Annotated in this window: 16 protein-coding genes and 3 pseudogenes; 18 read left to right on the top strand and 1 reads right to left on the bottom strand. The window is 64.1% G+C overall.

Translation table 11 applies throughout. The features are described from left to right. Positions 1 to 7: 7 nt before the first annotated feature. Together N0Q91_RS15975 and olsB are read left to right on the top strand one after the other, a co-directional pair. The gene (locus tag N0Q91_RS15975; RefSeq protein ID WP_275596896.1) at positions 8 to 2,290 is read left to right on the top strand and encodes a hybrid sensor histidine kinase/response regulator; all 2,283 of its coding nucleotides are present in this window, start codon (positions 8 to 10) and stop codon (positions 2,288 to 2,290) included. Positions 2,291 to 2,407: 117 nt separating this feature from the next. Beyond that, a complete protein-coding gene (olsB, locus tag N0Q91_RS15970) occupies positions 2,408 to 3,298 on the top strand; it encodes a l-ornithine N(alpha)-acyltransferase (RefSeq protein ID WP_275596895.1) in 891 nt (296 codons plus the stop codon). Between the two features lie 278 nt (positions 3,299 to 3,576). On the opposite strand, the gene N0Q91_RS15965 is transcribed toward olsB, so the two are convergent. Continuing rightward, positions 3,577 to 5,862: an NADP-dependent malic enzyme gene (locus N0Q91_RS15965; RefSeq protein ID WP_018093999.1), complete on the bottom strand. Its 2,286-nt coding sequence runs from the start codon at positions 5,860 to 5,862 to the stop codon at positions 3,577 to 3,579. Positions 5,863 to 5,975: 113 nt separating this feature from the next. On the opposite strand from N0Q91_RS15965, the pseudogene mutS reads away from it, so the two are divergent. The 16 genes and pseudogenes from mutS (at position 5,976) to N0Q91_RS15885 (ending at position 25,216) form a co-directional block, all read left to right on the top strand. Then, positions 5,976 to 8,713, top strand: a pseudogene (gene mutS, locus N0Q91_RS15960) (DNA mismatch repair protein MutS). A 101-nt stretch (positions 8,714 to 8,814) separates the two neighbouring features. Further along, positions 8,815 to 11,664 carry a [protein-PII] uridylyltransferase gene (locus N0Q91_RS15955; RefSeq protein ID WP_275596894.1) on the top strand — a complete coding sequence of 950 codons (2,850 nt, stop codon included), beginning with the start codon at positions 8,815 to 8,817 and terminating at the stop codon, positions 11,662 to 11,664. Then, entirely contained in the window at positions 11,661 to 13,268 is a 1,608-nt protein-coding gene (gene murJ, locus N0Q91_RS15950; RefSeq protein WP_275596893.1) for a murein biosynthesis integral membrane protein MurJ, read from the top strand. Before N0Q91_RS15955 ends, murJ begins: the two co-directional genes overlap by 4 nt. Further along, the gene (locus tag N0Q91_RS15945) at positions 13,265 to 13,654 is read left to right on the top strand and encodes a VOC family protein (RefSeq protein ID WP_275596892.1); all 390 of its coding nucleotides are present in this window, start codon (positions 13,265 to 13,267) and stop codon (positions 13,652 to 13,654) included. Before murJ ends, N0Q91_RS15945 begins: the two co-directional genes overlap by 4 nt. 91 nt (positions 13,655 to 13,745) lie before the next feature. After that, positions 13,746 to 14,810, top strand: coding sequence for a tryptophan--tRNA ligase (gene trpS, locus N0Q91_RS15940; protein WP_275596891.1), 1,065 nt, complete (start codon positions 13,746 to 13,748; stop codon positions 14,808 to 14,810). Between the two features lie 52 nt (positions 14,811 to 14,862). Continuing rightward, entirely contained in the window at positions 14,863 to 15,354 is a 492-nt protein-coding gene (locus N0Q91_RS15935; RefSeq protein ID WP_003527692.1) for a universal stress protein, read from the top strand. Between the two features lie 156 nt (positions 15,355 to 15,510). Further along, positions 15,511 to 16,077: a NifU family protein gene (locus tag N0Q91_RS15930; protein WP_100669759.1), complete on the top strand. Its 567-nt coding sequence runs from the start codon at positions 15,511 to 15,513 to the stop codon at positions 16,075 to 16,077. Positions 16,078 to 16,312: 235 nt separating this feature from the next. Then, positions 16,313 to 16,968: pseudogene (gene tsaB / locus N0Q91_RS15925) on the top strand (tRNA (adenosine(37)-N6)-threonylcarbamoyltransferase complex dimerization subunit type 1 TsaB). 60 nt (positions 16,969 to 17,028) lie between these two features. Then, positions 17,029 to 17,532 carry a GNAT family N-acetyltransferase gene (locus tag N0Q91_RS15920; RefSeq protein WP_275596890.1) on the top strand — a complete coding sequence of 168 codons (504 nt, stop codon included), beginning with the start codon at positions 17,029 to 17,031 and terminating at the stop codon, positions 17,530 to 17,532. Between the two features lie 220 nt (positions 17,533 to 17,752). Next, positions 17,753 to 18,619, top strand: coding sequence for a lyso-ornithine lipid O-acyltransferase (olsA, locus tag N0Q91_RS15915; RefSeq protein WP_275596889.1), 867 nt, complete (start codon positions 17,753 to 17,755; stop codon positions 18,617 to 18,619). 113 nt (positions 18,620 to 18,732) lie between these two features. After that, the gene (gene miaB / locus N0Q91_RS15910) at positions 18,733 to 20,151 is read left to right on the top strand and encodes a tRNA (N6-isopentenyl adenosine(37)-C2)-methylthiotransferase MiaB (RefSeq protein WP_018094010.1); all 1,419 of its coding nucleotides are present in this window, start codon (positions 18,733 to 18,735) and stop codon (positions 20,149 to 20,151) included. A gap of 4 nt (positions 20,152 to 20,155) precedes the next feature. Continuing rightward, positions 20,156 to 21,212 (top strand): annotated as a pseudogene (locus N0Q91_RS15905) (PhoH family protein). A gap of 16 nt (positions 21,213 to 21,228) precedes the next feature. Then, the gene (ybeY, locus tag N0Q91_RS15900) at positions 21,229 to 21,735 is read left to right on the top strand and encodes an rRNA maturation RNase YbeY (protein ID WP_100669753.1); all 507 of its coding nucleotides are present in this window, start codon (positions 21,229 to 21,231) and stop codon (positions 21,733 to 21,735) included. Positions 21,736 to 21,747: 12 nt separating this feature from the next. After that, positions 21,748 to 22,911: a hemolysin family protein gene (locus N0Q91_RS15895; RefSeq protein WP_275596888.1), complete on the top strand. Its 1,164-nt coding sequence runs from the start codon at positions 21,748 to 21,750 to the stop codon at positions 22,909 to 22,911. Positions 22,912 to 23,064: 153 nt separating this feature from the next. After that, complete coding sequence (lnt, locus tag N0Q91_RS15890) at positions 23,065 to 24,660, top strand: apolipoprotein N-acyltransferase (RefSeq protein WP_275596887.1); 1,596 nt, start codon at positions 23,065 to 23,067, stop codon at positions 24,658 to 24,660. A 136-nt stretch (positions 24,661 to 24,796) separates the two neighbouring features. Beyond that, positions 24,797 to 25,216: a helix-turn-helix domain-containing protein gene (locus tag N0Q91_RS15885; protein WP_003527670.1), complete on the top strand. Its 420-nt coding sequence runs from the start codon at positions 24,797 to 24,799 to the stop codon at positions 25,214 to 25,216. The last annotated feature ends 133 nt before the right edge of the window (positions 25,217 to 25,349 follow it).

Here is a 25,349-nt window from a genome sequence, read left to right as displayed (position 1 = left end):
CGCGGGCATGAGCGAGCGGATGTTTCGAGAGCGGATGAGGGCTGGCGCGGACACGGGGTCGGCAGCCGGCAGGACGGCCTCAGCGGCACCCACGGTGAAGCTCGGCGCCGCCGTCATCTGGCAGCGCCGGTCGTTGGGCGACCTTTCGGTAGGGCTGCCGGTCGCGCGCATCGCCTATGCTCTCGCCGGCATCGTTGCGGCAATGCTGCTCCTTGCCGTCGGTGCGAGCGCGGGTCTGCACCTGCTGCCGGCGATCATCGCGGCTGGCGGCATGGCCGGCGCCTTCCTGCTTTTGTCCGGCCGCGACGAGGCGTCTGGGAAATGGGTCGTCGGTGCCGGCGAGACTGCGCAGGACCCCGCACGGCATGGCATTGAACCCACGGCGCTTGCGACGATCCATGACGCCATGGGCGATCTCGCCATCGTCCGCGACCCTGATGGCAGGATCATGCAGGCCAATGGCGCCTTCCATGAGCTTTGCGGATGCGCGGACGCGCGAGGGCTGACCTGCGCGGAGCTGGGATTGCGCTTCGAGCCGAAGCCGGGCCCAGACCGCTACTTTGTGCATATCTATACGCCCGCGGGCACGCGGCTCTACGACTGGCACGACGTGCATGTCCGCGACCCGGCGCGCGGCCGGTTGATGCGCCACAGCATCGCTCGCGATGTTACCGAGGAAATGCTGGCGGCAAGCCGGAGGGAGGAGGCGCGGCGGCGCGCCGAGGAGGCGAGCCGGGCGAAGTCCCGTCTGCTCGCCACCGTCAGTCACGAAATCCGTACCCCGCTCTCCGGCATCCTCGGCATGAGCCGGCTGCTTGCCGAGACGCGGTTGTCGGAAGAGCAGAAGAACTATCTCGCCGGCATGCAGCAGTCCGGCCACACCCTGGTTCAACTGGTCGAGGACCTGATCGATTTTTCGTCGCTTGCCGCCGGACGGTTCCAGCTGCGCCCGTCGCAGGAGGATCTGCGCCAGACAGTCGAGAATGTGGTCGAGATGCTTTCGCCCCGCGCGCACGAGAAGAACATCGAGATCGGCGCAACGGTCGCCATCGAGGTACCCGAGCGGATGCTCTTCGATGCGGCGCGCCTGCGCCAGGTGCTGTTCAACGTGGTCGGCAACGCGGTGAAATTCACCGAGAAGGGCGGCGTCTTCGTCTCCGTCGATATCGAGAACGGCTCCATGCGCATCCGGATCGATGATAGCGGCCCCGGCATGTCCGCCGACGAACTCGCGCGCGTTTTCGAAGAGTTCGAGCAGGCAGGCGATGACGCCCAGCGTGCCAAAGGCACCGGGCTCGGCCTCGCGATATCCCGGCGGATCATGGAGGCCTTCGGCGGCAGCCTGACCGCCACGAGCATGTCCGGCGAGGGAAGCCGGTTCGAGATCCGCTTCCCGATGGCTGGCGCCGGTCTCTCGACCGTTCCCGTTCGGCGCGGCATTCTGGCGGGTGCACAGGTGCTTGTCATGGCGCCCGAGGGGCCCTCCTCGGCCGCGCTTGCCGCCACGATCCAGACGCTGGGCGGTACGTGCCATCGGGCTTCGACACTTGCAATCGCAGAACGGGTCGTGGCCGGCGCGCTCGGCAATCGGCTGCCGCTGACGGATGTCATCGTCGATCACCGTCATGCGGCGCAGTTTCGCGAGCTTCTTGCTCGCGAGCCGGCGATCGCCGGCCTGCGTTTGCGCAGAACCTATCTCATCAGCCCCGAGGAGCGCGCAAGCCATCCGGTGAGCCGGCTCGGCGGATATGAGGCCTGGCTGATCCGCCCGCTTCGAGAGAGATCGCTGGTCGAGGTGCTGCTCGGGCGGCTCAGAGGAATGGAGAAACGCGACGCGATCAACGACAACAGACCGGTGTTGCGGGAGGAGCCGGCGTCGACGGTCGCGACGGCGGACATTCGCGCCATCCTGCTTGCCGAGGACGACCCTGTGAATGCACTCGTCCTGCGGTCGGTTCTCAGCCGTACAGGGCGTGCCGTCGATCATGTCGGTGACTTCAAGACGCTCGAAGCCGCACTCCGCTCGGCCGGTTCAGCCCCGCCGCCGCTGATCGTCACCGACCTCAACATGCCGGGCGGAGATGGTCTCGACGTGCTCCGGCGTCTTCGTGAAGCGGAGGCCGCCGGAGGCAGGCGGCGGGTGCCGGTCCTCGTCCTGACCGCGGACGCGCGCGGCGATCTCGACGAGCGCCTTCGAGCCGCGGGAGCGGACGCCGTGCTGGCGAAGCCCGCCGACCCGCAGCGGCTCCTTGCCGAAGTCACCCGCCTCATGGATCCCGTTACGAATTAGAATCCCTCGCTTCGGGGCACCGGGCCGGGTCGGGGTTGTATACTGCCCTGGTGTCACTATGTTGTTGCAGAAACGTGGTCTAAGCCCGGCAGCAATGACGGTTCGGGATGACACGATATGACGATCGAACTTCTGGATTCGATGGGCGTGGTTGACACCTCCAATGCTTACATCCGCAAGGCAGTTGCGGCTCCGGCTGGCGATGTTCTCGGACGGATCGCCAATCTCGAGACCCGCCTTGCCCGTTCGGCAGCCGAGGTCGATGCGGCGCAGGCAGTACGCTACAGGGTGTTCGTCGAGGAGATGAAGGCGCAGGTGGCGCCCGAGGCCGGCCGACGCAAGCGCGACATCGACAGCTGGGATGCGATCTGCGACCACCTGCTGGTCCTCGATACATCCATCGAGGGCGATGCGGAGGAGCAGATCGTCGGAACCTACCGCCTGCTGCGCCAGGACGTTGCCGAGCGGACCGGCGGCTTCTACTCGGCTTCGGAGTTTGCGATAGGCGAACTTCTCACGCGTCATCCCGACAAGCGCTTCATGGAACTCGGACGTTCCTGCGTGCTGCCGGAATATCGCACCAGGCGCACGGTCGAACTGCTGTGGCAGGGCAATTGGGCCTATGCGCTGAAGCACGGGATCGATGCGATGTTCGGCTGCGGTTCGTTTCCGGGCGTGGTTCCCGAAGAGCACGCGCTCGCGCTCTCCTTTCTGCATCATAACGTCCGGGTCCGGGACGAGTGGGCGGTTTCCGCCCGGCCGGAGCTCTACCGGACGATGGATCTGATGCCTCCGGAGGCGATCAACCCGAAGAAAGCGCTCGCGGCGCTTCCGCCGCTGATCAAGGGCTATATGCGGCTCGGTGCGATGGTCGGCGAGGGGGCGGTGGTCGATCAAGCGTTCCGCACCACCGACGTTCTGATCGTCCTGCCGATCAGCAATATTTCCGGCCGTTACCTGAACTATTACGGCGCCGATGCGGGGCGTTTCTCCTCGTCGGTGTCCTGATCGTCTCTCGCCGCACCTCGAATTTTCATGACGGAAGCATATTGAACCATAAAGGAGAACATTCGCCGCTCTGCCTGCGAGGGTAGCTCCGCGAGCAAATCTCGACTTTTCATCACGAACGAAATTGGTCAGCCATGATACATTGAGCCCGCCTCCGTTCCCGGGAAGCGGGCTCTTGTTTTGAGCGCTCGCGCGATCTTGAGGCTTGCTCCAACCATAGCCTGGCGACGCGCAACAGCCGAAGTGTCAGCAGCTTTCCGGCTTTCCGCCGACCCGCGTCACGTCCCGGCGTTATAGGCAGCGATCGCGGCCAGGTTGACGAGGTCGGAGTCCTTTGCCGACATGGAGGCGATCTGGACCGACTTGTCGAGGCCGACCAGCAGCGGGCCGATCACGGTCGAGCCGCCCAGCTCCTGGAGCATCTTCGTCGAGATCGAGGCCGAGTGGAAAGCCGGCATGACGAGCACGTTCGCGGTGCCGGAAAGCCTGCAGAACGGATACTGCTCCATCACCCGCGCATTGAGTGCCACGTCGGCGGCCATTTCGCCGTCATATTCGAAATCCACGCGGCGCCGGTCGAGGATCTTTACCGCCTCGCGTACCCGCTCCGAGCGTTCGCCGGAAGGGTGGCCGAAGGTCGAATAGGCGAGCATCGCCACCCGCGGGACATAGCCCAGCCGCTTGGCGAGGCCGGCCGCTTCCTCGGCAATATCCGCCAGCTCCTCGGACGTCGGCATGTCGTGCACCGCGGTATCGGCGACGAGCACCGTACGGCCGCGGCAGAGCGCAATGGACACGCCGATCACCCGGTGGCCGGGCTTTGGGTCGATGCAGCGGCGCACGTCTTCGAGCGCGGTCGAATAGTTGCGCGTAAGGCCCGTCACCATGCCGTCCGCATCGCCGAGCGCCACCATCGAGGCGGCGAAATGGTTGCGGTCGGTATTGATCAGACGCTGCACGTCTCGGAACAGATAGCCCTTCCGCTGCAGGCGCGAATAGAGGAAATCGGTATAGGCGCCGACGCGCTTCGACAGGCGCGCATTGACGATCTGAATGCCGGCGCGGTCGAGGTCGATGCCTTCGCGCTCGGCGGTTTCGCGCATCACTTCCTCGCGCCCGAGCAGGAGCGCCGTGCCGAGCTGCTGGTTGGCATAGGCGATCGCCGAGCGCATCATCTGCACTTCCTCGCCTTCGGCAAAGACGATCCGCTTCGGCTGGCGGCGAACGCGCTCGACGATGCGCTGCAGCGTCGAGGCGATCGGGTCGCGCCGCGCCGAAAGCTGCTGTCCATAGGCCTTGAGGTCCTCGATCGGCTTGCGGGCGACGCCCGTCTCCATGGCCGCCTTTGCAACAGCCATCGGGATCGCCGAAATGAGGCGCGGATCGAAGGGGACGGGAATGATATATTGCGGCCCGAAGCGCGGGCGGTTGCCCTGATAGGCAGCGGCGACGTCGTCCGGAACGTCTTCCTTGGCGAGATTGGCGAGCGCTTCCGCCGCGGCGATCTTCATCGCATCGTTGATCGTCGAGGCACGCACGTCGAGCGCGCCGCGGAAGATATAGGGGAAGCCGAGAACGTTGTTGACCTGGTTGGGATAATCCGAGCGGCCGGTCGCGACGATCGCGTCGTCGCGGATCAGGGCCACTTCTTCAGGCGTGATTTCCGGATCGGGATTGGCCATGGCGAAGATGATCGGCCGTGGGCCCATGGAGCGGACCATGTCCGCGGAAAGCGCGCCCTTGGCCGAAAGGCCGAAGAATACGTCGGCGCCGTCAAGTGCCTCGGCGAGCGTCCTGCGGTCGGTCTCGACCGCATGGGCGGACTTCCACTGGTTCATGCCGTCGGTACGGCCCTTGTAGATGACCCCCTTGGTATCGCAGAGGATGATGTTCGACGGGTTGAAGCCCATCGCCTTGATGAGCTCGATGCAGGCGATCGCCGCCGCGCCTGCGCCGTTGCAGACGAGCTTGGCCGTCTTGAAGTCGCGGCCGGTCAGGGTCAGCGCGTTGACGAGGCCTGCCGCGGCGATGATCGCGGTGCCGTGCTGGTCGTCATGGAAGACCGGAATGTCCATGACTTCGCGCAGCCGCTGTTCGATGATGAAACAGTCCGGCGCTCTGATGTCCTCGAGATTGATTCCGCCGAAGGAGGGACCGAGAAAGCGGACGCAGTTGATGAATTCGTCGACGTTTTCGGTGTCCACCTCGAGGTCGATCGAATCGACGTCGGCGAAGCGCTTGAAGAGGACGGACTTGCCCTCCATGACGGGCTTCGAGGCGAGTGCGCCGAGATTGCCGAGGCCGAGGATCGCCGTGCCGTTGGAAATCACCGCAACCATGTTGCCGCGAGCCGTGTAGTCGTATGCCGTCGCCGGATCGTCGGCGATCGCCTTGACCGGAACGGCGACACCGGGCGAATAGGCAAGCGAAAGGTCGCGCTGCGTCGCCATCGGCTTGGTCGGCGAGATTTCCAGTTTTCCGGGGCGACCTTGAGAGTGAAAATCCAGCGCTTCCTGCGCCGTGACGCTGGTCATTGCGCGGTCGGTCTTGTCGATACCCGGCATGTTTCCTCAACCTCCTGTGGGCGACCCTCCTGGTCAGCCTCTTTGTTGTTGTCGTCTATAAATGCTTGCGGATAGTGTGACATCTCTTTTTTGGAACAATCATGAATTTCCTGATGGATGCATCGAACCGTTCGGGCGACGTCCTTTCCGTGTCCGATCTCGCAAGCGAGGAGAGCCGCTCCACTGCCACGCCGATGATGGAGCAGTTCATCGAGATCAAGGCGAACAATCCGGATTCGCTCCTGTTCTACCGCATGGGCGATTTCTACGAGCTGTTCTTCCAGGATGCGGTCGAGGCGTCGCGCGCGCTCGGTATCACGCTGACGAAACGCGGCCAGCACATGGGGCAGGAAATTCCGATGTGCGGCGTGCCGGTGCATGCGGCCGACGATTACCTGCAGAAGCTGATCGCATCCGGCTACCGTGTCGCCGTCTGCGAACAGGTGGAGGACCCGGCCGAAGCGAAGAAGCGCGGCAGCAAATCGGTCGTGCGCCGCGATGTCGTGCGCCTGGTGACGCCGGGAACGATCACCGAGGAGAAGCTGCTCTCGCCTTCGGAATCGAACTATCTGATGGCGCTGGCGCGCATCAGGAGCGGCTCGGAGCCGGCCTACGCCCTTGCCTGGATCGACATTTCGACGGGCATCTTCCGCCTCGCCGAGACGGCGGAAAGCCGCCTGCTTGCCGACATATTGCGCATCGAACCGCGCGAGCTGATCGTGCCCGACACCGTCTTTCACGATCCCGATCTCAGGGCCGTCTTCGACGTGCTCGGGCGCGTCGCGGTGCCGCAGCCGGCCGTCCTCTTCGACAGCGCGACGGCGGAGGGGCGCATTTCGCGCTACTACGGCGTTGGGACGCTCGACGGCTTCGGCAGCTTCTCGCGCGCCGAGCTCGCGGCCGCTTCGGCGGCGGTCTCCTATGTCGAGAAAACCCAGCTCCAGGAGCGCCCGGCGCTCGGCATTCCGGAAAGGGAAAGCGCCGCCTCGACACTCTTCATCGATCCGGCGACCCGCGCCAATCTGGAGCTCGCCAAGACGCTTTCCGGCTCCCGGGACGGCAGCCTGCTCAAGTCGCTCGACCGTACGATGACGAGCGGAGGCGCCAGGCTGCTCGCCGAAAGGCTGATGTCGCCGCTGACCGACCCGGAGCGGATCAACCAGCGGCTCGATTCGATCGAGGTGCTGGCCGATCAGCCGCGGTTTACGACGGATGTTCGCGACGCTCTTCGCAGGGCGCCTGACATGCCGCGGGCCCTGTCGCGGCTCGCGCTCGGCCGCGGCGGCCCTCGCGATCTCGGTGCCATCCAGGCGGGCATGCGGGCCGCGGCGGCGATATCGGCGCTCCTTACGGGCGCCGAGCTCTCGGCGGAATTGACCGAAGCGCGCAACACGATCGCGGCCTTGCCGCGGGAGTTGCTCGCGCGCCTCGACGCAACCCTTGCCGAGGAACTGCCGCTTCTGAAACGCGACGGCGGCTTCGTCCGCGAGGGCGCGAGCGCCGAACTCGACGAGATGCGGGCGCTGCGCGATCAGTCGCGCCGCGTGGTCGCAGGGCTGCAGCTGCAATATTGCGAAGAAACCGGCATCAAGTCGCTGAAGATCAAGCACAACAACGTGCTGGGGTACTTCATCGAGGTGACCGCCGGCAATGCCGGATCGATGACCGACACCGATGCCGGCCGCGCCCGCTTCATTCATCGCCAGACCATGGCGAATGCGATGCGCTTCACAACGACCGAGCTTGCCGAGCTCGAAACGAAGATCGCCAATGCCGCGGACCGGGCGCTGGCGATCGAGGTCGAGACCTTCGAGGCCATGACGCGCGAGGTGGTCGCCGAGGCCGAGGCGATCAAGGCGGCAGCGCTGGCGCTCGCGACGATCGACGTCTCGGCCGGGCTCGCGGTGCTTGCGGAGGAGCAGAATTATACGCGCCCTACGGTCGACCGCTCGCGAATGTTCGCGATCGAGGGAGGACGCCACCCCGTCGTGGAGCAGGCCTTGCGGCGCCAGGCTGCCAATCCTTTCGTCGCCAACGGCTGCGATCTTCTCCGCCGAACGGCGAGCAGGGCGGCGCGATCTGGCTCCTCACCGGTCCCAACATGGGCGGCAAGTCGACTTTCCTGCGCCAGAACGCGCTGATCGCGATCATGGCCCAGACGGGATCCTTCGTGCCCGCGGCCGCCGCGCATATCGGCGTGGTCGACCGGCTCTTCTCGCGCGTCGGCGCTTCGGACGATCTCGCCCGGGGGCGCTCGACCTTCATGGTCGAGATGGTCGAAACGGCGGCGATCCTCAACCAGGCGACGGACCGCTCGCTGGTGATCCTCGACGAGATCGGCCGCGGCACCGCGACCTTCGACGGTCTGTCGATCGCCTGGGCGGCGGTCGAGCATCTGCACGAGGTCAATCGCTGCCGCGGGCTCTTCGCGACCCATTTCCACGAGCTGACCGTGCTCTCCGAAAAGCTCGTGCGGCTGTCGAACGCGACCATGCGTGTCAAGGAGTGGGACGGCGACGTCATATTCCTGCACGAGGTGGGCCCGGGCGCAGCCGACCGCTCCTACGGCATCCAGGTCGCCCGCCTTGCAGGCTTGCCGCCCTCGGTCGTCGCCCGCGCGAAGGATGTGCTCGCCAAGCTCGAGGATGCCGACCGCAAGAATCCGGCGAGCCAGCTGATCGACGACCTGCCGCTGTTCCAGGTCGCCGTCCGGCGGGAGGAGGCGGCGAGGGCATCGTCGGGTCCTTCGAAGGTCGAGGAATCCCTGAAGGCGCTCAACCCGGACGACATGACGCCGCGCGAGGCGCTCGACGCGCTTTACGCGTTCAAGAAGGAGCTTTCCAACCGCTGATTTCGCCGGGCTATTTCCCCTGTCATTCGGCCGGCAAAAGGGCTATACAGCGGCGCTTGCAACGAATGATCTAAGTCGGACAGGACGCCCCTCGGCACTTCATGGCCAGACACCAAACCTCCTTTCCCGAAATCCTGGACGTGTCGGCGCTTCGGGCCAGGTGCGACTTCATCGCCTCCGCTCATGCCGAACAGCGCGAACCGATGCGCCGGGCCTTGCTTGCGGCCTTCAAGGAGGCAAATGTCGCGGGCCGCGCCAAGGCGCGCGAACTGCTCGCCGCAGACGGCGCAGGAATAAAATGCGCCGAGCGCATCTCCTGGCTTCAGGACCAGCTGATTACCCTTTTGCACGACTTCGTGCTGAACCAGATTTTCGACGCCGCGAAGGCTCCCGAGGCTTCGCGCATCGCGGTCACCGCCGTCGGCGGCTACGGCCGCGGAACGCTGGCGCCAGGCTCGGATATCGACCTGCTCTTCCTCCTGCCCGCCAAGAAGGCGGTCTGGGCGGAGCCGGCGATCGAATTCATGCTCTATATCCTGTGGGACCTCGGCTTCAAGGTCGGCCACGCAACGCGAACGATCGAGGAATGCATCCGCCTGTCGCGTGCAGACATGACCATCCGCACGGCAATCCTCGAATGCCGCTATGTCTGCGGGTCCGCGGCCCTGGCGAACGAACTCGAAACGCGCTTCGACCACGAGATCGTCCGCAATACCGGCCCGGAATTCATTGCGGCGAAGCTCGCCGAGCGGGACGAGCGCCATCGCAAGGCGGGCGACACGCGCTACCTCGTCGAGCCGAATGTCAAGGAAAGCAAGGGCGGCTTGCGCGACCTGCACACGCTCTTCTGGATTTCGAAATATTTCTACCGCGTCAAGGACTCCGCCGATCTCGTCAAGCTCGGCGTCCTTTCGAAGCAGGAGTACAAGCTCTTCCAGAAGGCCGAGGATTTTCTCTGGGCGGTGCGCTGCCACATGCATTTCCTGACCGGCAAGGCGGAGGAGCGCCTCTCATTCGACATCCAGCGCGAGATCGCCGAGGCGCTCGGCTATCACGATCACCCCGGGCTCTCGGCAGTGGAACGCTTCATGAAGCACTACTTCCTGGTGGCCAAGGACGTCGGCGACCTGACCCGCATCTTCTGCTCGGCGCTGGAGGACCAGCAGGCCAAGGACACGCCCGGGATAACGGGCGTCATAAGCCGCTTCCGCAATCGCGTCCGCAAGATCGCGGGCACGCTCGATTTCGTCGATGACGGCGGGCGCATCGCGCTTGCGAGCACCGACGTGTTCAAGCGCGACCCGGCAAACCTCATGCGCCTGTTCCACATCGCCGACATTAACGGGCTCGAATTTCATCCGGCGGCGCTGAAGCAGGTGACCCGTTCTTTGAGCCTGATCAGGCCCCACTTGCGCGAAAACGAAGAGGCCAACCGGCTCTTCCTGTCGATTCTCACCTCGCGGCGCAATCCGGAACTGATCCTTCGCCGGATGAACGAAGCGGGGGTGCTCGGCCGTTTCATTCCCGAATTCGGCAAGATCGTCTCGATGATGCAGTTCAACATGTATCACCACTACACGGTGGACGAGCATCTCCTGCGCTCGGTCGACGTCCTCTCCCGCATCGAGCGGGGCCTGGAGGAGGAGGCGCATCCCCTGACGGCGATGCTGATGCCTGGTATCGAGGACCGCGAGGCGCTCTACGTCGCCGTTCTGCTGCACGACATCGCCAAGGGCCGCCCGGAGGATCATTCGGTGGCCGGCGCCAAGGTCGCGCGAAAGCTTTGCCCGCGCTTCAGGCTGACCCCGAAACAGACGGAAATGGTGGTCTGGCTGGTCGAGGAACATCTGACCATGTCGATGGTCGCGCAGACCCGCGATCTTAACGACCGCAAGACCATCGTCGATTTCGCCGAACGGGTCCAATCCCTCGAACGGCTGAAGATGCTGCTCATCCTCACCGTCTGCGACATCCGCGCCGTCGGGCCCGGCGTCTGGAACGGCTGGAAGGGCCAGCTCCTGCGCACGCTCTACTACGAGACCGAGCTTCTGCTCTCGGGCGGCTTTTCGGAACTGTCGCGCAAGGAGCGGGCGAAGCACGCCGCCCATATGCTGGAGGAGGCGCTCGCCGACTGGCCCAAGAAGGAGCGCCAGGCTTATGTGCGGCTGCATTACCAGCCCTATCTTCTGACCGTGGCGCTCGAGGAGCAGGTGCGTCATGCGGGCTTCATCCGTGAGGCGGACAATGCGGGCCGGACGCTCGCGACCATGGTGCGGACCCATGACTTCCACGCCATCACCGAAATCACGGTGCTGTCGCCGGACCATCCGCGCCTGCTGACCGTCATCGCCGGCGCTTGCGCCGCGGCTGGCGCCAACATCGTCGGCGCGCAGATCCACACGACATCGGACGGCCGGGCGCTCGATACCATTCTCGTCAACCGCGAGTTCTCGGTCGCCGAGGACGAGACGCGCCGGGCGGCGAGCATCGGCAAGCTGATCGAGGACGTGCTCTCCGGCCGCAAGCGGCTTCCGGAGGTGATCGCCAGCCGGACGCGTGTGAAGAAGCGCAGCAGGGCCTTCACCGTGACGCCGGAGGTAACCATCAGCAATACGCTGTCGAACAAGTTCACCGTCATCGAGGTCGAGGGCCTCGACCGGACCGGTCTGCTTTCCGAAGTGACCGCGGTGCTGTCAGACCTATCGCTCGACATCGCCTCGGCCCATATCACCACCTTCGGCGAAAAGGTCATCGACACCTTCTACGTCACCGATCTGGTCGGCTCGAAGATCACCAGCGAGAACCGGCAGATGAACATCGCGGCGCGCCTCAAGGCGGTGCTGGCGGGCGAGGTGGACGAAGCGCGCGAGCGCATGCCCTCCGGCATCATTGCGCCGACCCCTGTGTCCCGCGTACCCTACGGTTCCAAAACGACAAAAGCCGAAACATGAGTCTGGTCAAGAAATTCGCTACCGTCGGCGGCGCAACGCTCGGAAGCCGGCTCTTCGGCTTCATCCGGGAAACCTTCATGGCGGCAGCGCTCGGCACCGGCCCGGTCGCCGACGCCTTCAACACCGCCTTCCGGCTGCCGAACACCTTTCGCAGGCTTTTTGCCGAAGGGGCGTTCAATTCGGCCTTCGTGCCGCTCTTCGCCAGGGAGATCGAGGCGCACGGCATGGAAGGCGCACGGCGCTTTTCCGAGGAGGTCTTCGGCGTCCTCTTCACCGTTCTTCTTCTGCTGACGATCGCCATGGAACTGGCGATGCCTTTCATCGTCGGGCAGTTGATCGCTCCCGGATTTGCCGACGACCCCGCGAAATTCACAAGCACCGTCACCTTCGCGACGATCATGTTTCCCTATCTCGCCTGCATGTCGCTGGCGGCAATGATGGCGGGCATGCTCAATTCGCTGCACCGCTATTTCGCGGCAGCCATCGCGCCGGTCTTCCTGAACTTCATCCTGATCGGCGTTCTGGCCTATGCCTGGTACAGCGGCCAGGATGCGGTCGCGGTCGGCTATGATCTCTCCTGGGGGGTGCTGGCCGCGGGCCTCGTGCAACTGGCGATCGTCTGGGTCGCGGTGCGCAATGCCGGAATCCGGATCGGCTTTCGCCGGCCCCGGCTGACGGCGAACGTCAAGCGCCTGCTGGTGCTGGCGCTTCCCGCGGCGATCACCGGCGGCATCACGCAGATCAACCTCCTGATCAACACCAATATCGCTTCTGCAAAGGAAGGCGCCGTCTCGTCGCTCGTCTATGCCGACCGCATCTATCAGCTGCCGCTCGGCGTCGTCGGCATTGCCGTTGCGACCGTGCTTCTGCCCGAGCTTGCGCGGGCTCTGCGCGGCGGTAATCTCAAAGAGGCGGCAAACCTGCAGAACCGTTCCGTCGAATTCACGCTGTTCCTGACACTTCCCGCCGCGGCGGCACTGCTCGTCATGTCGGAGCCGATCGTCCGGCTCCTCTTCGAGCGCGGCCAGTTCTCGCCGGAATCCACTGTCGTCGTCGGGCATATTCTGGCGATCTACGGCCTCGGCCTGCCGGCCTTCGTGCTGATCAAGGCCTTCATTCCCGGATTCTTCGCCCGCGAGGACACCCGAACGCCGATGATCTTCGCCGGAATTTCCGTGGCCGTGAACGTCTCCCTGGCGCTGACGCTCTTTCCGTCGCTTGCCGCTAGCGGCATCGCGACGGCCGAAATCGTCGCCGGCTGGGTGAACGCCCTGCTTCTTTTCGCGACGCTCGTCTGGCGTGGGCACTGGGGGCGCGATATTCCCTTGCTGACGAGGATTCCCCGGCTGGTGATCGCCGCTGCCGTCATGGCGGCCGCGTTGCACTTTGCCGTGGATTGGCTCGCCTTGCCCCTTTCTTCCGCCGCATCGCTTGCGACCCGCGCCCTTACGCTCTGCGGCCTGATCGCCGCCGCGATGGCGATCTATTTCGCGGTCGCGTTCGGGACCGGCGGCGCAAGCCTCTCGATGATCCGCCGCAGCGTCAAACGGGGGGCACCGGCCCCGTCCGCCGAGCGGGCGAGCGAAGGGGCGGATCGGCAATGAGACAGTCGATTGCCCGCGTCGCCATCGTCGTGCCCGACTACGACGAGGGCATCGCCTTTTACTGCGGCAAACTCGGCTTCGACCTCCTCGATGACAGCGACCTCGGCGGCGGCAAGCGCTGGGTCGTCGTGCGGCCGAAAGGTGCGGCGGAGACCGCTCTCCTGCTCGCCAGGGCCGAGGGCGAAAGGCAGCGCGCCGCGATCGGCAATCAGACCGGCGGGCGGGTCGGCTTCTTTCTCTTTACCGACGACTTCGGCCGCGATCACGCCGCCATGCTTTCGGCAGGCGTCACGTTCCTCGAGGCGCCCCGCCATGAGGTCTACGGAACCGTTGCCGTCTTCGCCGATCCCTTCGGCAATAGGTGGGATCTCCTTCAGCCCGCGTGACCATGCCTCTTGATTGCGCCCGGCCCGCCGTGCATAAGCGCGGCGGATATCAACTGGAGCCGGGCCCTCCACAAGCCCGATTGGGGACGACATGAACGAATTCAAGCCGCTCGTATTTTCCGGTGTTCAGCCGACCGGCAACCTGCATCTCGGCAATTATCTCGGCGCGATGCGCAAATTCGTCGCCCTTCAGGAAAACAACGATTGCATCTATTGCGTCGTCGACCTGCACTCGATCACCGCGCAGCTCGTGCATGAGGACCTGCCGGGCCAGATCCGGTCGATCGCGGCGGCTTTCATCGCCTCGGGCATCGACCCCGAAAAGCACATCGTCTTCAACCAGTCGGCCGTGCCGCAACACGCCGAGCTCGCCTGGATCTTCAACTGCGTCGCCCGCATCGGCTGGATGAACCGGATGACCCAGTTCAAGGACAAGGCCGGCAAGGACCGTGAAAACGCTTCGCTCGGCCTGCTCGCCTATCCGAGCCTGATGGCGGCCGACATCCTCGTTTATCGCGCCACCCACGTGCCCGTCGGCGACGACCAGAAGCAGCACCTGGAACTCACCCGCGACATCGCCCAGAAGTTCAACATCGACTTCATGGAGCATATCCGGACGCGGGGCTACGGCGTCGACATCGTCGTCGGAGAAGAGCCGATCCATGCCTATTTCCCACCGGTGGAACCCTTGATCGGCGGCCCGGCACCGCGTGTCATGTCGCTGCGCGACGGCACCAAGAAGATGTCGAAATCGGATCCATCCGACCTGTCGCGCATCAATCTGATGGACGATGCCGATACGATCCTGAAGAAGATCCGCAAGGCCAAAACCGACCCGGACGCGCTTCCGAGCGAAGCGGACGGTCTTAAGGATCGACCGGAGGCCGAAAATCTCGTCGGCATTTACGCCGCGCTCGCCGACAGGTCGAAAGAAGAGGTGCTTGCCGAATTCGGCGGCCAGCAATTCTCGACCTTCAAGCCGGCTCTGGCCGACCTCGCCGTCAGCGTGCTTTCGCCGATCACGGGCGAGATGCGCCGGTTGATGGGCGATACCGCGCATATCGACGCTATCCTGCGCAAGGGCGGGGAGCGCGCCCGGGAACGCGCCGAGAAGACCATGCGCGAGGTCCGCGAAATCATCGGCTTTTTGCAGTAGTTCACGAAAATGAGACCTTGCGGGCGCCGCGCGGCGTTGTAATGTTCACCGCATGGTTTCAACCCGACTCTCACGAATGGAAGGCCATCGCCGCAAGTTCATGGCGGTGATCGACGACACGCCCGAATGCGGCCGCGCCGTGCATTATGCCGGTATGCGCGCGAAGAATTCCAATGGCGGCCTCGTGCTGCTCTACGTGATCGCCGACGGCGACTTCCAGCAATGGCTGGGGGTCGAGGAGATCATGCGCGCCGAAGCGCGGGACGAGGCCGAGGCGACGCTCGCCAAGATCGCGCAGACGGTGCGCGAACGGATCGGCATCGAGCCGGAAATCGTCATCCGCGAGGGCATCGCCACGGAACAGATTCACGCCGCCATCGAAGAGGACCGCGACATCGCGATCCTGGTGCTGGCGGCCGGATCGGCGAAGGAAGGCCCGGGGCCGCTCGTTTCGTCCATTGCCGGGAAGGCCGCGGCCTTCCCGATTCCGGTCACGGTCATTCCAGACCTTCTGACGGATGAGGAAATCGACGCGTTGACCTGATCTCCACAGCGCTGCGCGTCCCATCACATGAGCAAAGGTCGCTGTAGCGCTTTGAATCACGCTATTACGCCTTGCGGGCTCCACCCGAGGCTCCTATATTTTGGAACAATTCTAAAAAGCCGGTCGAGGAGCGCTCCCGGCAGAACGGAGTGAGACATGTTCATCCAGACCGAAGCCACACCGAATCCCGCCACTTTGAAATTCCTGCCGGGCAAGGTGGTGATGGAGAACGGCACCGCCGAATTCCGGAGCGAAGAAGAGGCCCTTGCAGGATCGCCCCTTGCGGCTCGGCTCTTCTCGATCCCCGGCGTCACCGGCGTCTATTTCGGCTATGACTTCATAACCGTTAGCAAGGAAGCGCAGGAGTGGCAGCACCTGAAGCCCGCGATCCTCGGCTCGATCATGGAGCATTTCATGTCGGGGCAGCCGATCATGTCGGGCGCCGGCCGTGCCGAGCAGACGGATGAGGAGGACGAGTTCTTCGACGAGGGCGACGAGGCGATCGTCGCCACGATCAAGGAACTGCTCGAGACGCGGGTTCGGCCCGCCGTCGCCCAGGACGGCGGCGACATCACCTTCCGCGGCTTCAAGGACGGAACGGTGTTCCTGAACATGAAAGGCGCATGCGCCGGCTGCCCCTCTTCGACCGCGACCTTGAGGCACGGCGTGCAGAACCTGTTGCGCCACTTCGTTCCTGAAGTCGAAGCGGTCGAATCCGTCTGATCCGAAGCGGGTCGAGGCGCGGAAACCTGCATGGCGGGCCCGCGCATCCTTCGCTTCCAGTTCGGCTTCATTTTCCTTATATCGTTTTCCATATTCCTTATGCCGGTGTGGTTTTTGGGATAGAATCACAGGTGTGATTCCGACGTGCCGCAGCGACTTGTAGATGCGGTAATTGCGGTTGCGCACCCTCGCAGCCGCACCGATCGCAGGACGCAGGGAGGAGACCGCGGCTGAAATGCTAGTTCTTGCCATTGATACATCCGGGTCCGGTTGTTTCGCTGCCGTCTACGACGACGGCTCCGGAGAGCTTCTGGCATGCGCGGGCGCGGAAATCGGACGTGGCCATGCGGAGCGCCTCATGGAATTCGTGGATGAGGCCTTGAGCGTCTCGGGCCGGGAACTCGGCGAGATCGATCGGATTGCCGTGACGATAGGTCCGGGATCGTTCACCGGGATCCGTGTCGGCGTTGCCGCTGCGCGCGGCCTTGCCCTGGCGCTCGGAAAGCCGGCAGTCGGGGTCACGACGCTTCAGGTCGTCGCCGAAAGCGCGCGGCTGAAACAGGCAGGCCAGCCGGTGCTCGTCGTCCTCGACGCCAAACGGGACGAGCTTTACCTCCAGGCCTTCGATGCTTCGGGACGGCCGCAGGGGAGGCGGAAATCCTGGCCGCCGAGGAAGCGCTCCGGCGCTTTTCCGGTTTCGCCGGCATCGTCTGCGGCTCCGGTGCCCTTGCCGTCACCGGCGCGGCGGGCGGCAAGCCGGACGAGATCGATATGGCGACCCTCGCCCGGCTGGGCGCGGCGGCCGATCCGGCTTCTGCGCGTCCTAAGCCGCTTTATCTGCGCGGACCGGACGCCAAGCCCCAGGCCGGATTCGCCGTGACCCGCGCCTGACCGGAAGACGCCAAACGCCATTCGCCCGTATATTCTCCAGAACGTCCAAGAAACGCCCCGATGAGCCTTACCGACTATTTCACCCGCCGCGCCGAATTCGACATTTTCGCGCTTGAAGAGGCCGATCTCGGCGCCGCGGCCGCGCTGCATCGCCAGCGCTTTGCCGCAGCCTGGAGCGACGGCGAAATCCATGGGCTCCTGAGTCAGGAGACAGTGTTCGGATTCGTCGCGCGCCAGACCAATGCCAACGGCATGTTCCGGCCGGCCTTCGGCGGCTTCGTCCTGTCGCGGGCGGTCGCCGGCGAGGCCGAGATACTGACGATTGGGGTCGACCCCCGCTACGCGCGCTCCGGTCTCGGCTGGCGCCTCATGCAGGCGGCGATGCGGGAGGCCGCCGTCAAGGGAGCAGAGGCACTGTTCCTGGAAGTCGACGAGACGAACCAGGCCGCGATCGGTCTCTACGGAAAGCTCGGCTTCCGCAAGGTCGGGGAGCGGAAGGCCTATTACCAGGTGCGGCCCGGCGAGCGCAGCGCGGCGCTTGTCATGCGGCTCGATCTTCGTTAGAGCATCTCGCTGTTTCATGGAAACACTGAAACGCTCTAACCCTTTGGGCCAACGCACTTCCGGACGGAAAACCGGTACACACTTTTCCTGGAAATGCTCTGGAGCGAGATGAGGAAGGCGTGTGCGGTTTTCGCCCGTATCCCGCGTCTCAACCCATTGGAATAGATCACGTTCATGATTTCACGCAAACGGTGAAGCGCAGTTTGGAAGGTGCCTGCGGATGATCAATTGGGTGCGGGTCGCTCTTTGCGGCATGCTGCTCGTCATGGTCTCGCTGGTGCTGATGCCGGTCCAGATCCTTTGTCTCTGGCTCGATCTGAAACCGCGGCGCCGGCTGCCGCGTCACTGGCATCGCGTCGCCTGCCTGCTGCTCGGCCTGCACGTCCGCGTCCATGGCGAGCTCGACCGCCGGCGTCCCTTGCTCCTCAGCGCCAATCACGTCTCCTGGAAGGATATCCTGGTGCTTTCCTCGGTGGCGGACGTCGTTTTCGTTGCCAAGTCGGACGTCAAGAGCTGGCCGGTATTCGGGCTTCTCGCCCGCCTTCAGGCATCGGTTTTCGTGGAGCGCGAGCAGAAGCGCACCACCGGTCACCAGGTCAATGATATCGGGCGACGGCTCGCCGATGGGGAAATCGTCGTGCTCTTCCCGGAAGGAACGACCTCCGACGGCAACCGGCTGCTCGACATCAAGACCTCGCTGTTCGGCGCGGCCGCTTCGGCGGTCCCGCAGTCGCCGACCGGCGTGGTTCATGTCCAGCCGCTGGCGATTTCCTACACCGGCATCCACGGCATGCCGATGGGTCGCTATCATCGGCCGATCGCCGCATGGCCGGGCGACATCGGTCTGGTGCCGCACCTTCTGGGGGTGCTCAGAGAGGGAGCCCTGGAGGTCGATGTCGATTTCGGCGAGGCGGTGGATTATGACCGGCACGCGAACCGCAAGGAAGTGAGCCGCCTCATCGAGCAGCGTATCCGCAAAATGCTGTCGGATCGGCTGCGAGGGCGTTCCCGATCCGCCGCGAAGCTCGAGCCGGCCGCGCTCTCTGCGGCGCCCGACGTCCCGTCGGATGCGCGAAGGTCGCGGTAGTACTCTCAAATGCCTCAATCCGGGATCACCCTGAAAGGGTGGCCGGTCGCGGCTCGCGCCGTGCCGGCCCGAAAATGCTTCAACTTTGGGGCGCTATGCACTAAAGAACCCGCATGACCCAGGAAACCGCTCTTCTGTCGACGTCGCCCGAGGCGGGCGACCTGAACGTTCCGGCGCGCAAGGTCTTCGTCAAGACCTATGGCTGCCAGATGAACGTCTATGACTCCGACCGCATGTCGGATGCGCTCTCGCGCGACGGCTATGTTGCGACCGATGTCCTGGAAGACGCCGATTTCGTGCTGCTCAACACCTGTCATATCCGCGAAAAGGCTGCCGAGAAGGTCTATTCCGAGCTCGGTCGCCTGCGCGAACTGAAGAAGGCAAAGGCGCGCGAGGGCCGCGAGATGCTGATCGGCGTGGCCGGCTGCGTGGCCCAGGCGGAGGGCGACGAGATTCTCCGCCGCGTCCCGGCGGTCGATCTCGTCATAGGCCCTCAGACCTATCATCGCCTTCCCGAGGCGCTGAAGCGGGCTCGCGCCGGCCAGCGTATCGTGGAAACGGACTATGCCATCGAGGACAAGTTCGTCCATCTGCCGGCGCCCGATAAGGCCAAGACCCGTGCGCGGGGCGTCACGGCTTTCCTGACCGTCCAGGAAGGCTGCGACAAGTTCTGCACTTTCTGCGTGGTACCCTACACGCGCGGCTCGGAAGTCTCGCGCCCGGTGTCACAGATCGTGGCGGAGGCGGAGAAGCTCGTCGAGGGCGGCGTGCGCGAAATCACCCTGCTCGGACAGAATGTCAACGCCTGGCACGGCGAGGGTCCGCATGGGCGCGAATGGAGCCTTGGCGACCTCTTGCGGCGCCTCGGCGAAATCGACGGCCTTGCACGCCTGCGCTATACCACCAGCCATCCGCGCGACATGGACGACAGCCTCATAGAGGCGCACCGGTCGATGGCGAAGCTGATGCCCTATCTGCACCTGCCGGTCCAGTCGGGCTCCGACCGTATCCTGAAGGCGATGAACCGGCGCCATACGGCTGCCGAATACCTGGCGCTCGTCGAGCGCATTCGTGCGGCGCAGCCCGACCTTGCGCTTTCGGGCGATTTCATCGTCGGCTTTCCCGGCGAGACCGATCAGGACTTCGAGGATACCCTCCGACTTGTCGAGGAAGTGAACTATGCACAGGCTTTCTCGTTTAAGTATTCGACGCGTCCCGGCACGCCGGGCGCCGAGCTCAAGGAACAGGTTCCCGAGGACGTGAAGGCCAAGCGTTTGGAAATATTGCAGGCTTTGCTCGTAAAGCAGCAGCGCGGTTTCGCCGAGGCCTGTGTGGGTCGGGAGATCGACCTGCTCCTGGAGAAGCCGGGCCGCATGCCGGGGCAGCTCGTCGGCCGGTCGCCGTGGCTGCAGCCCGTGAATGTTGATGCAAAAGCATCGCAAATCGGTGACATTATCAGAGTGCGAATCACCAAGGCCGGGCCGAACAGCCTGTTTGCCGAGATGATCGGGGAATCGGACGCGAGGAGCTGACCGCTTGAACGGACACGAACTGATTTCTTCCTCATCTCGCCAGTCGAAGACATCCGCGACGGACGCCAATCACTTCGTGCTCACCTTCGAGAACAACCGCTTTGCGAGCGAGCTCTTCGGTCAGTTCGACCAGAATCTGAAATTGCTGGAAGAGCGATTGCGCATCGACGCCCGGCCGCGGGGAAACTCCGTCGCCATCTCCGGTGACGTCGTCGCAACCAATCAGGCGCGCCGTGCCCTCGACTATCTCTACGGAAGGCTGCAGAGTGGCGCTTCGATCGATACATCCGATGTCGAAGGTGCGATCCGCATGGCGGTCGCCGCCGACGATCAGCTACAGTTGCCGACGATGGAGCGCAAAGCCAAATTGACAATGGCGCAGATTTCGACGCGCAAGAAGACAATCGCTGCGCGCACGCCGATGCAGGATTCCTGATATCCGCGCCATGGAGCGGGCCGAGCTCGTCTTCGGCGTCGGTCCTGCGGGCACGGGCAAGACCTATCTCGCCGTCGCCCATGCCGCCCAGCTCCTGGAGCGTGGCGCGGTCGACCGGATCATCCTCTCGCGTCCGGCTGTAGAGGCGGGCGAGCGTCTCGGCTTCCTGCCCGGCGACATGAAGGAGAAGGTCGATCCCTATCTGCGTCCGCTCTATGACGCGCTGTACGACATGATGCCGGGCGACAAGGTCGAGCGGGCAATCACCGCGGGGGTCATCGAGATCGCGCCGCTCGCCTTCATGCGCGGGCGCACGCTTGCCAATGCCGCCGTGATCCTCGACGAGGCGCAGAACACGACGTCGATGCAGATGAAGATGTTCCTGACCCGTCTCGGCGAGAACGGCCGGATGATCGTCACCGGCGATCCGAGTCAGGTCGACCTGCCGCGCGGCGTAAAGTCCGGGCTCGTGGAGGCGCTGCAGATACTCAAGGGCGTGGAGGGCGTCTCGGTGATCCGCTTCAAGGATGCCGACGTCGTCCGTCATCCTCTGGTGGCGCGGATCGTCAGGGCCTATGACAGCCAGACGGCGGTTCACGACGAGAGCGAGCAGAGCGATCGCTGAGGCGGCCGCGTTTATCATGACGGCATTGGACATTCAGATCAGCGTCGAGGCAGGAGACTGGCCGCCCGAAGACGAGCTTCGGTCTTTTTGCGAGCGTGTTCTCGAGGCAGCGGCCGATTTTCTCGCGCGTGAGGAGAAGCAGCCGCTGCCCGCACAGGCGGCGGAACTGTCGCTGGTCTTCACCGACGATCAGTCGATCAGGGCGATAAACGCGGAGTGGCGAGGCCAGGACAAGGCGACGAATGTTCTGTCCTTTCCCGCTTTTCCGGTGACGCCGGGCAGGATGCCGGGGCCGATGCTCGGCGACATCGTGGTCGCCCATGAGACGCTCAGGCGGGAGGCGGTGGAGCTCGAAAAGCCCTTCGACGCCCATTTGACGCATCTTCTCGTTCATGGATTCCTGCATCTTTTCGGGTATGATCATATCGAAGACGACGAAGCGGAGAGAATGGAGGGGTTGGAGACTCGCATTTTGGCGCGTCTTGGCCTATCTGATCCCTACGGGGACCAACCCCCGCATTGACAGTTTGGAACGATGAGCGACTTCAAGACACAGCCGGCCGCTGTCGCGACCGAGGAGGCGGAAGCCTCCGGCGACACCGAGGCCGGTAGTAGTACCGCCGCCCGATTCGAGGGCAGCAAATCCACATCATCATTTTGGAGCCGTGCCGCGCGTCTGTTGCGCGGTGTGAGCCCGTCGAGCCTGCGCGAGGATCTCGCCGATGCGCTCATGACGGACGCCGAAGGCAATGCGGCTTTCTCGCCCGAAGAGCGGGCTATGCTCAACAACATCCTCCGCTTCCGCGAGGTTCGGGTCGAGGACGTGATGGTTCCGCGAGCCGACATCGAAGCGGTGGACCAGAATATCACCATCGGCGAGCTCATGGTGCTCTTCGAGGAGTCGGGACGCTCGCGCATGCCGGTTTACAGCGAGGGGCTCGACGACCCTCGCGGCATGGTGCACATCCGTGACCTTCTTGCCTATGTGACCAAGCAGGCGCGCAACCGCCGCCGCAACGGCAAAGCTCATGCGGCGACGACGGCGAATGGCGACAAGCCCGAAAGGGCGCCCCGGCAGATGAAGGCAGGCTTCGATCTTTCTCGCGTCGATCTCGACAAGACGGTGGAGGAGGCGGGGATCGTCCGGCAGCTCCTGTTCGTGCCGCCGTCGATGCTCGCCTCGGATCTCATGCAGCGCATGCAGGCCGCGCGCATCCAGATGGCACTCGTCATCGATGAATACGGCGGAACGGACGGTCTCGTATCACTCGAGGACATCGTCGAAATGGTGGTCGGCGACATCGAGGACGAGCATGACGACGAGGAAGTGATGTTCGCGCGCAGCTCGGACGACGTCTTCGTCGCCGACGCCCGGGTGGAGCTCGAGGAGATCGCCGAGGCCGTCGGACCGGACTTCGACGTGCGCGAGCAACTCGAGGATGTCGATACGCTGGGCGGACTGGTCTTCGCATCGCTCGGCCGGATTCCTGTCCGCGGCGAGGTGGTCCAGGCGATTCCCGGCTTCGAATTCCAGATTCTCGATGCCGATCCGCGTCGCGTCAAACGCGTCAGGATCATGCGCAAGCGTCCGCCGTCACGCCGCCGCCTGCCGAAGGTCGAGAAGGAGCCGTTGCCCGATGCGTTCACCACGGCCGGCCCCACTGGGGCGGGTGCCCAGCCTCCGTCCTCGTTCGAATAGGGCCGGCTCGCCGTCGCCTTGAGAGGGGACAAGCAGCCACTTTTTTGGAAGACTGCCGCCGATTGATTCGGTCGTGCTGCGTGTGTCCTTGAATCCTCGAGGACAGGGTCCCGCGCAAGGTCTCCCCCACGTCCGGCGCCGACGGGAGGTTCAATGGAAAGACTGGCAGGCAGAATCATACTTCTCTCGGGCGTGTCCCGAACATTCGTCGGCTTTCTCGCCGGCCTTCTGGCGGTGCTTGCCCAGCCGCCTTTCGGCATTTTCGCGGCGGCTTTCGTCTCCTTTCCCGTCCTTGTCTGGCTGATCGACGGGGTGGCGCCCGACCCCGGCGACGGCGTGCTGCGGCGGCTGATGCCGTCCGCGGCGATCGGCTGGTCCTTCGGTTTCGGTTATTTCCTGGGTGGTCTCTGGTGGCTGGGCAATGCGCTTCTGGTCGAGGCGGACGCGTTCGCCTGGGCGCTGCCGCTCACCGTCGTCGGCCTCCCGGCCGTTCTGGGGCTCTTCTACGCGCTGGCGGTCGTCATTGCCCGCAGCCTCTGGTCGGACGGCTGGGGCCGGATCGCCGCCCTTGCGCTCGGCTTCGGCATCGCCGAATGGCTGCGCGGTTTTCTCTTTACCGGCTTCCCCTGGAATGCCATCGGCTATGCGGCCATGCCGATGCCCTTGATGATGCAGTCGGCCAGCGTCGTCAATCTTTCGACGATCAACATGCTGGCCGTTTTCGTCTTCGCCGCGCCGGCTCTGATCTGGACGGGCAAGGGCGCGCGCGCCGGTCTCGCCATCGCCGCAGCGCTCTTTGTGGCACATGTCGCTTTCGGCTTTTACCGGCTCGCCCAGCCGGCACCTGTGCCGCTCCAGCCGGAGATGAGCGTCCGCGTTGTCCAGCCGGTGATCGACCAGGCCAAGAAGCTCGACGACCGCGAGCGTGCGTCGATTTTCGAGGACCATCTCTCGCTGACGGCCGCCCCGGTCCAGGATGGCGCCAAACGGCCGGACATCGTCGTCTGGCCGGAAACGTCGATCCCTTTCATCCTCACCGACAATCCCGACGCCCTGGCGCGGATCGCCGACGTTCTCCAGGACGGGCAAGTTCTCGTCGCCGGCGCCGTCAGGGTCGAGGATGCCGGTGCCGGACTGCCGCCGCGCTATTACAATTCGGTCTATGTCATCGACGATCGAGGGCAGATCGTCGGTGCGGCGGACAAGGTGCATCTGGTGCCTTTCGGTGAATACCTCCCGTTCGAGGATCTGCTGACCTCCTGGGGCCTGAGCTCCGTCGCGGCCTCGATGCCGGGCGGTTTCTCGGCGGCCAGCACCCGCCCGATGCTGACCTTGCCGGGCGGCCGGCGGATCTATCCGATGATCTGTTACGAGGCGATCTTCGCCGACGAGGTGGACGGCAATGCCCGGCTCGCAGACGCGCTCCTCAATATCACCAACGACGCCTGGTTCGGCGATACCCCCGGCCCGCGCCAGCATTTCCATCAGGCGCAGCTCCGCGCGGTCGAAACCGGAACTCCGATGATTCGTGCCGCGAATACTGGTATTTCAGCAGTTGTTGATGCACGTGGTGTTTTAGTGCTAGTATTGGGCTACAATTACAAGGGGGTTCTAGACACAATTCTGCCGGGAAAACTGCCTACGCTCACAAATATCGCAACGCGCAGACAAATTTTTTGGCTGACGATGGGAATTCTATTTCTGGTTGCAGTAATATCGCGCTCAGGTTTTAATATTAGGAAGAATTGACGTAAAACCCCTAAAATTGCATAGTGTATTTCGCCATCAACCTTCGCCTGCCGTCGAGCGTGACAGGGTTGCCGCAGCGCATATTTTGCAATGCGGGGTTGCTGGTAACGTAAACAGCGTGTTTAGGAAGGCGAATATGATCGAGAATAAGAAGAAACCGAACCCGATCGACATTCATGTCGGTAGCAGGATTCGCCTTCGTCGGACGATGCTTGGCATGAGCCAGGAGAAGCTCGGCGAGAGTCTGGGGATTACCTTCCAGCAGATCCAGAAGTACGAAAAAGGCACGAACCGCGTCGGTGCGAGCCGGCTGCAGAACATTTCGCAGATACTCAACGTGCCGGTGTCGTTCTTCTTCGAGGATGCTCCGGGCGATGGCGGCGGCACCGGGCCGGGGATGGCCGAGGCGTCGAGCTCCAACTACGTCGTCGATTTCCTGTCCTCCTCGGAAGGGCTGCAGCTCAACCGCGCCTTCGTGAAAATTTCCGACCCGAAGGTCCGGCGCAAGCTGGTAGACCTCGTTAAAGCACTGGCCGCCGAGGCGGAGAGCGAATAGGCGGCAAGTCGCCCGGCACGAAAGAAGCGGCATCAAGCCGCTTTTTTCGTATGGAGACTGCTGTCCGAGCTCCAACCCTGCCGATAAGGACGGCAGCGCTTCGAGGCTGCGCATCCGACAAGGCGCGCTGGCG

It is taken from the genome of Sinorhizobium prairiense (assembly GCF_029201645.2).
Classification (GTDB): Bacteria; Pseudomonadota; Alphaproteobacteria; order Rhizobiales; family Rhizobiaceae; genus Sinorhizobium; species Sinorhizobium meliloti_A.
This window is presented reverse-complemented; position numbering and strand designations above follow the sequence as displayed.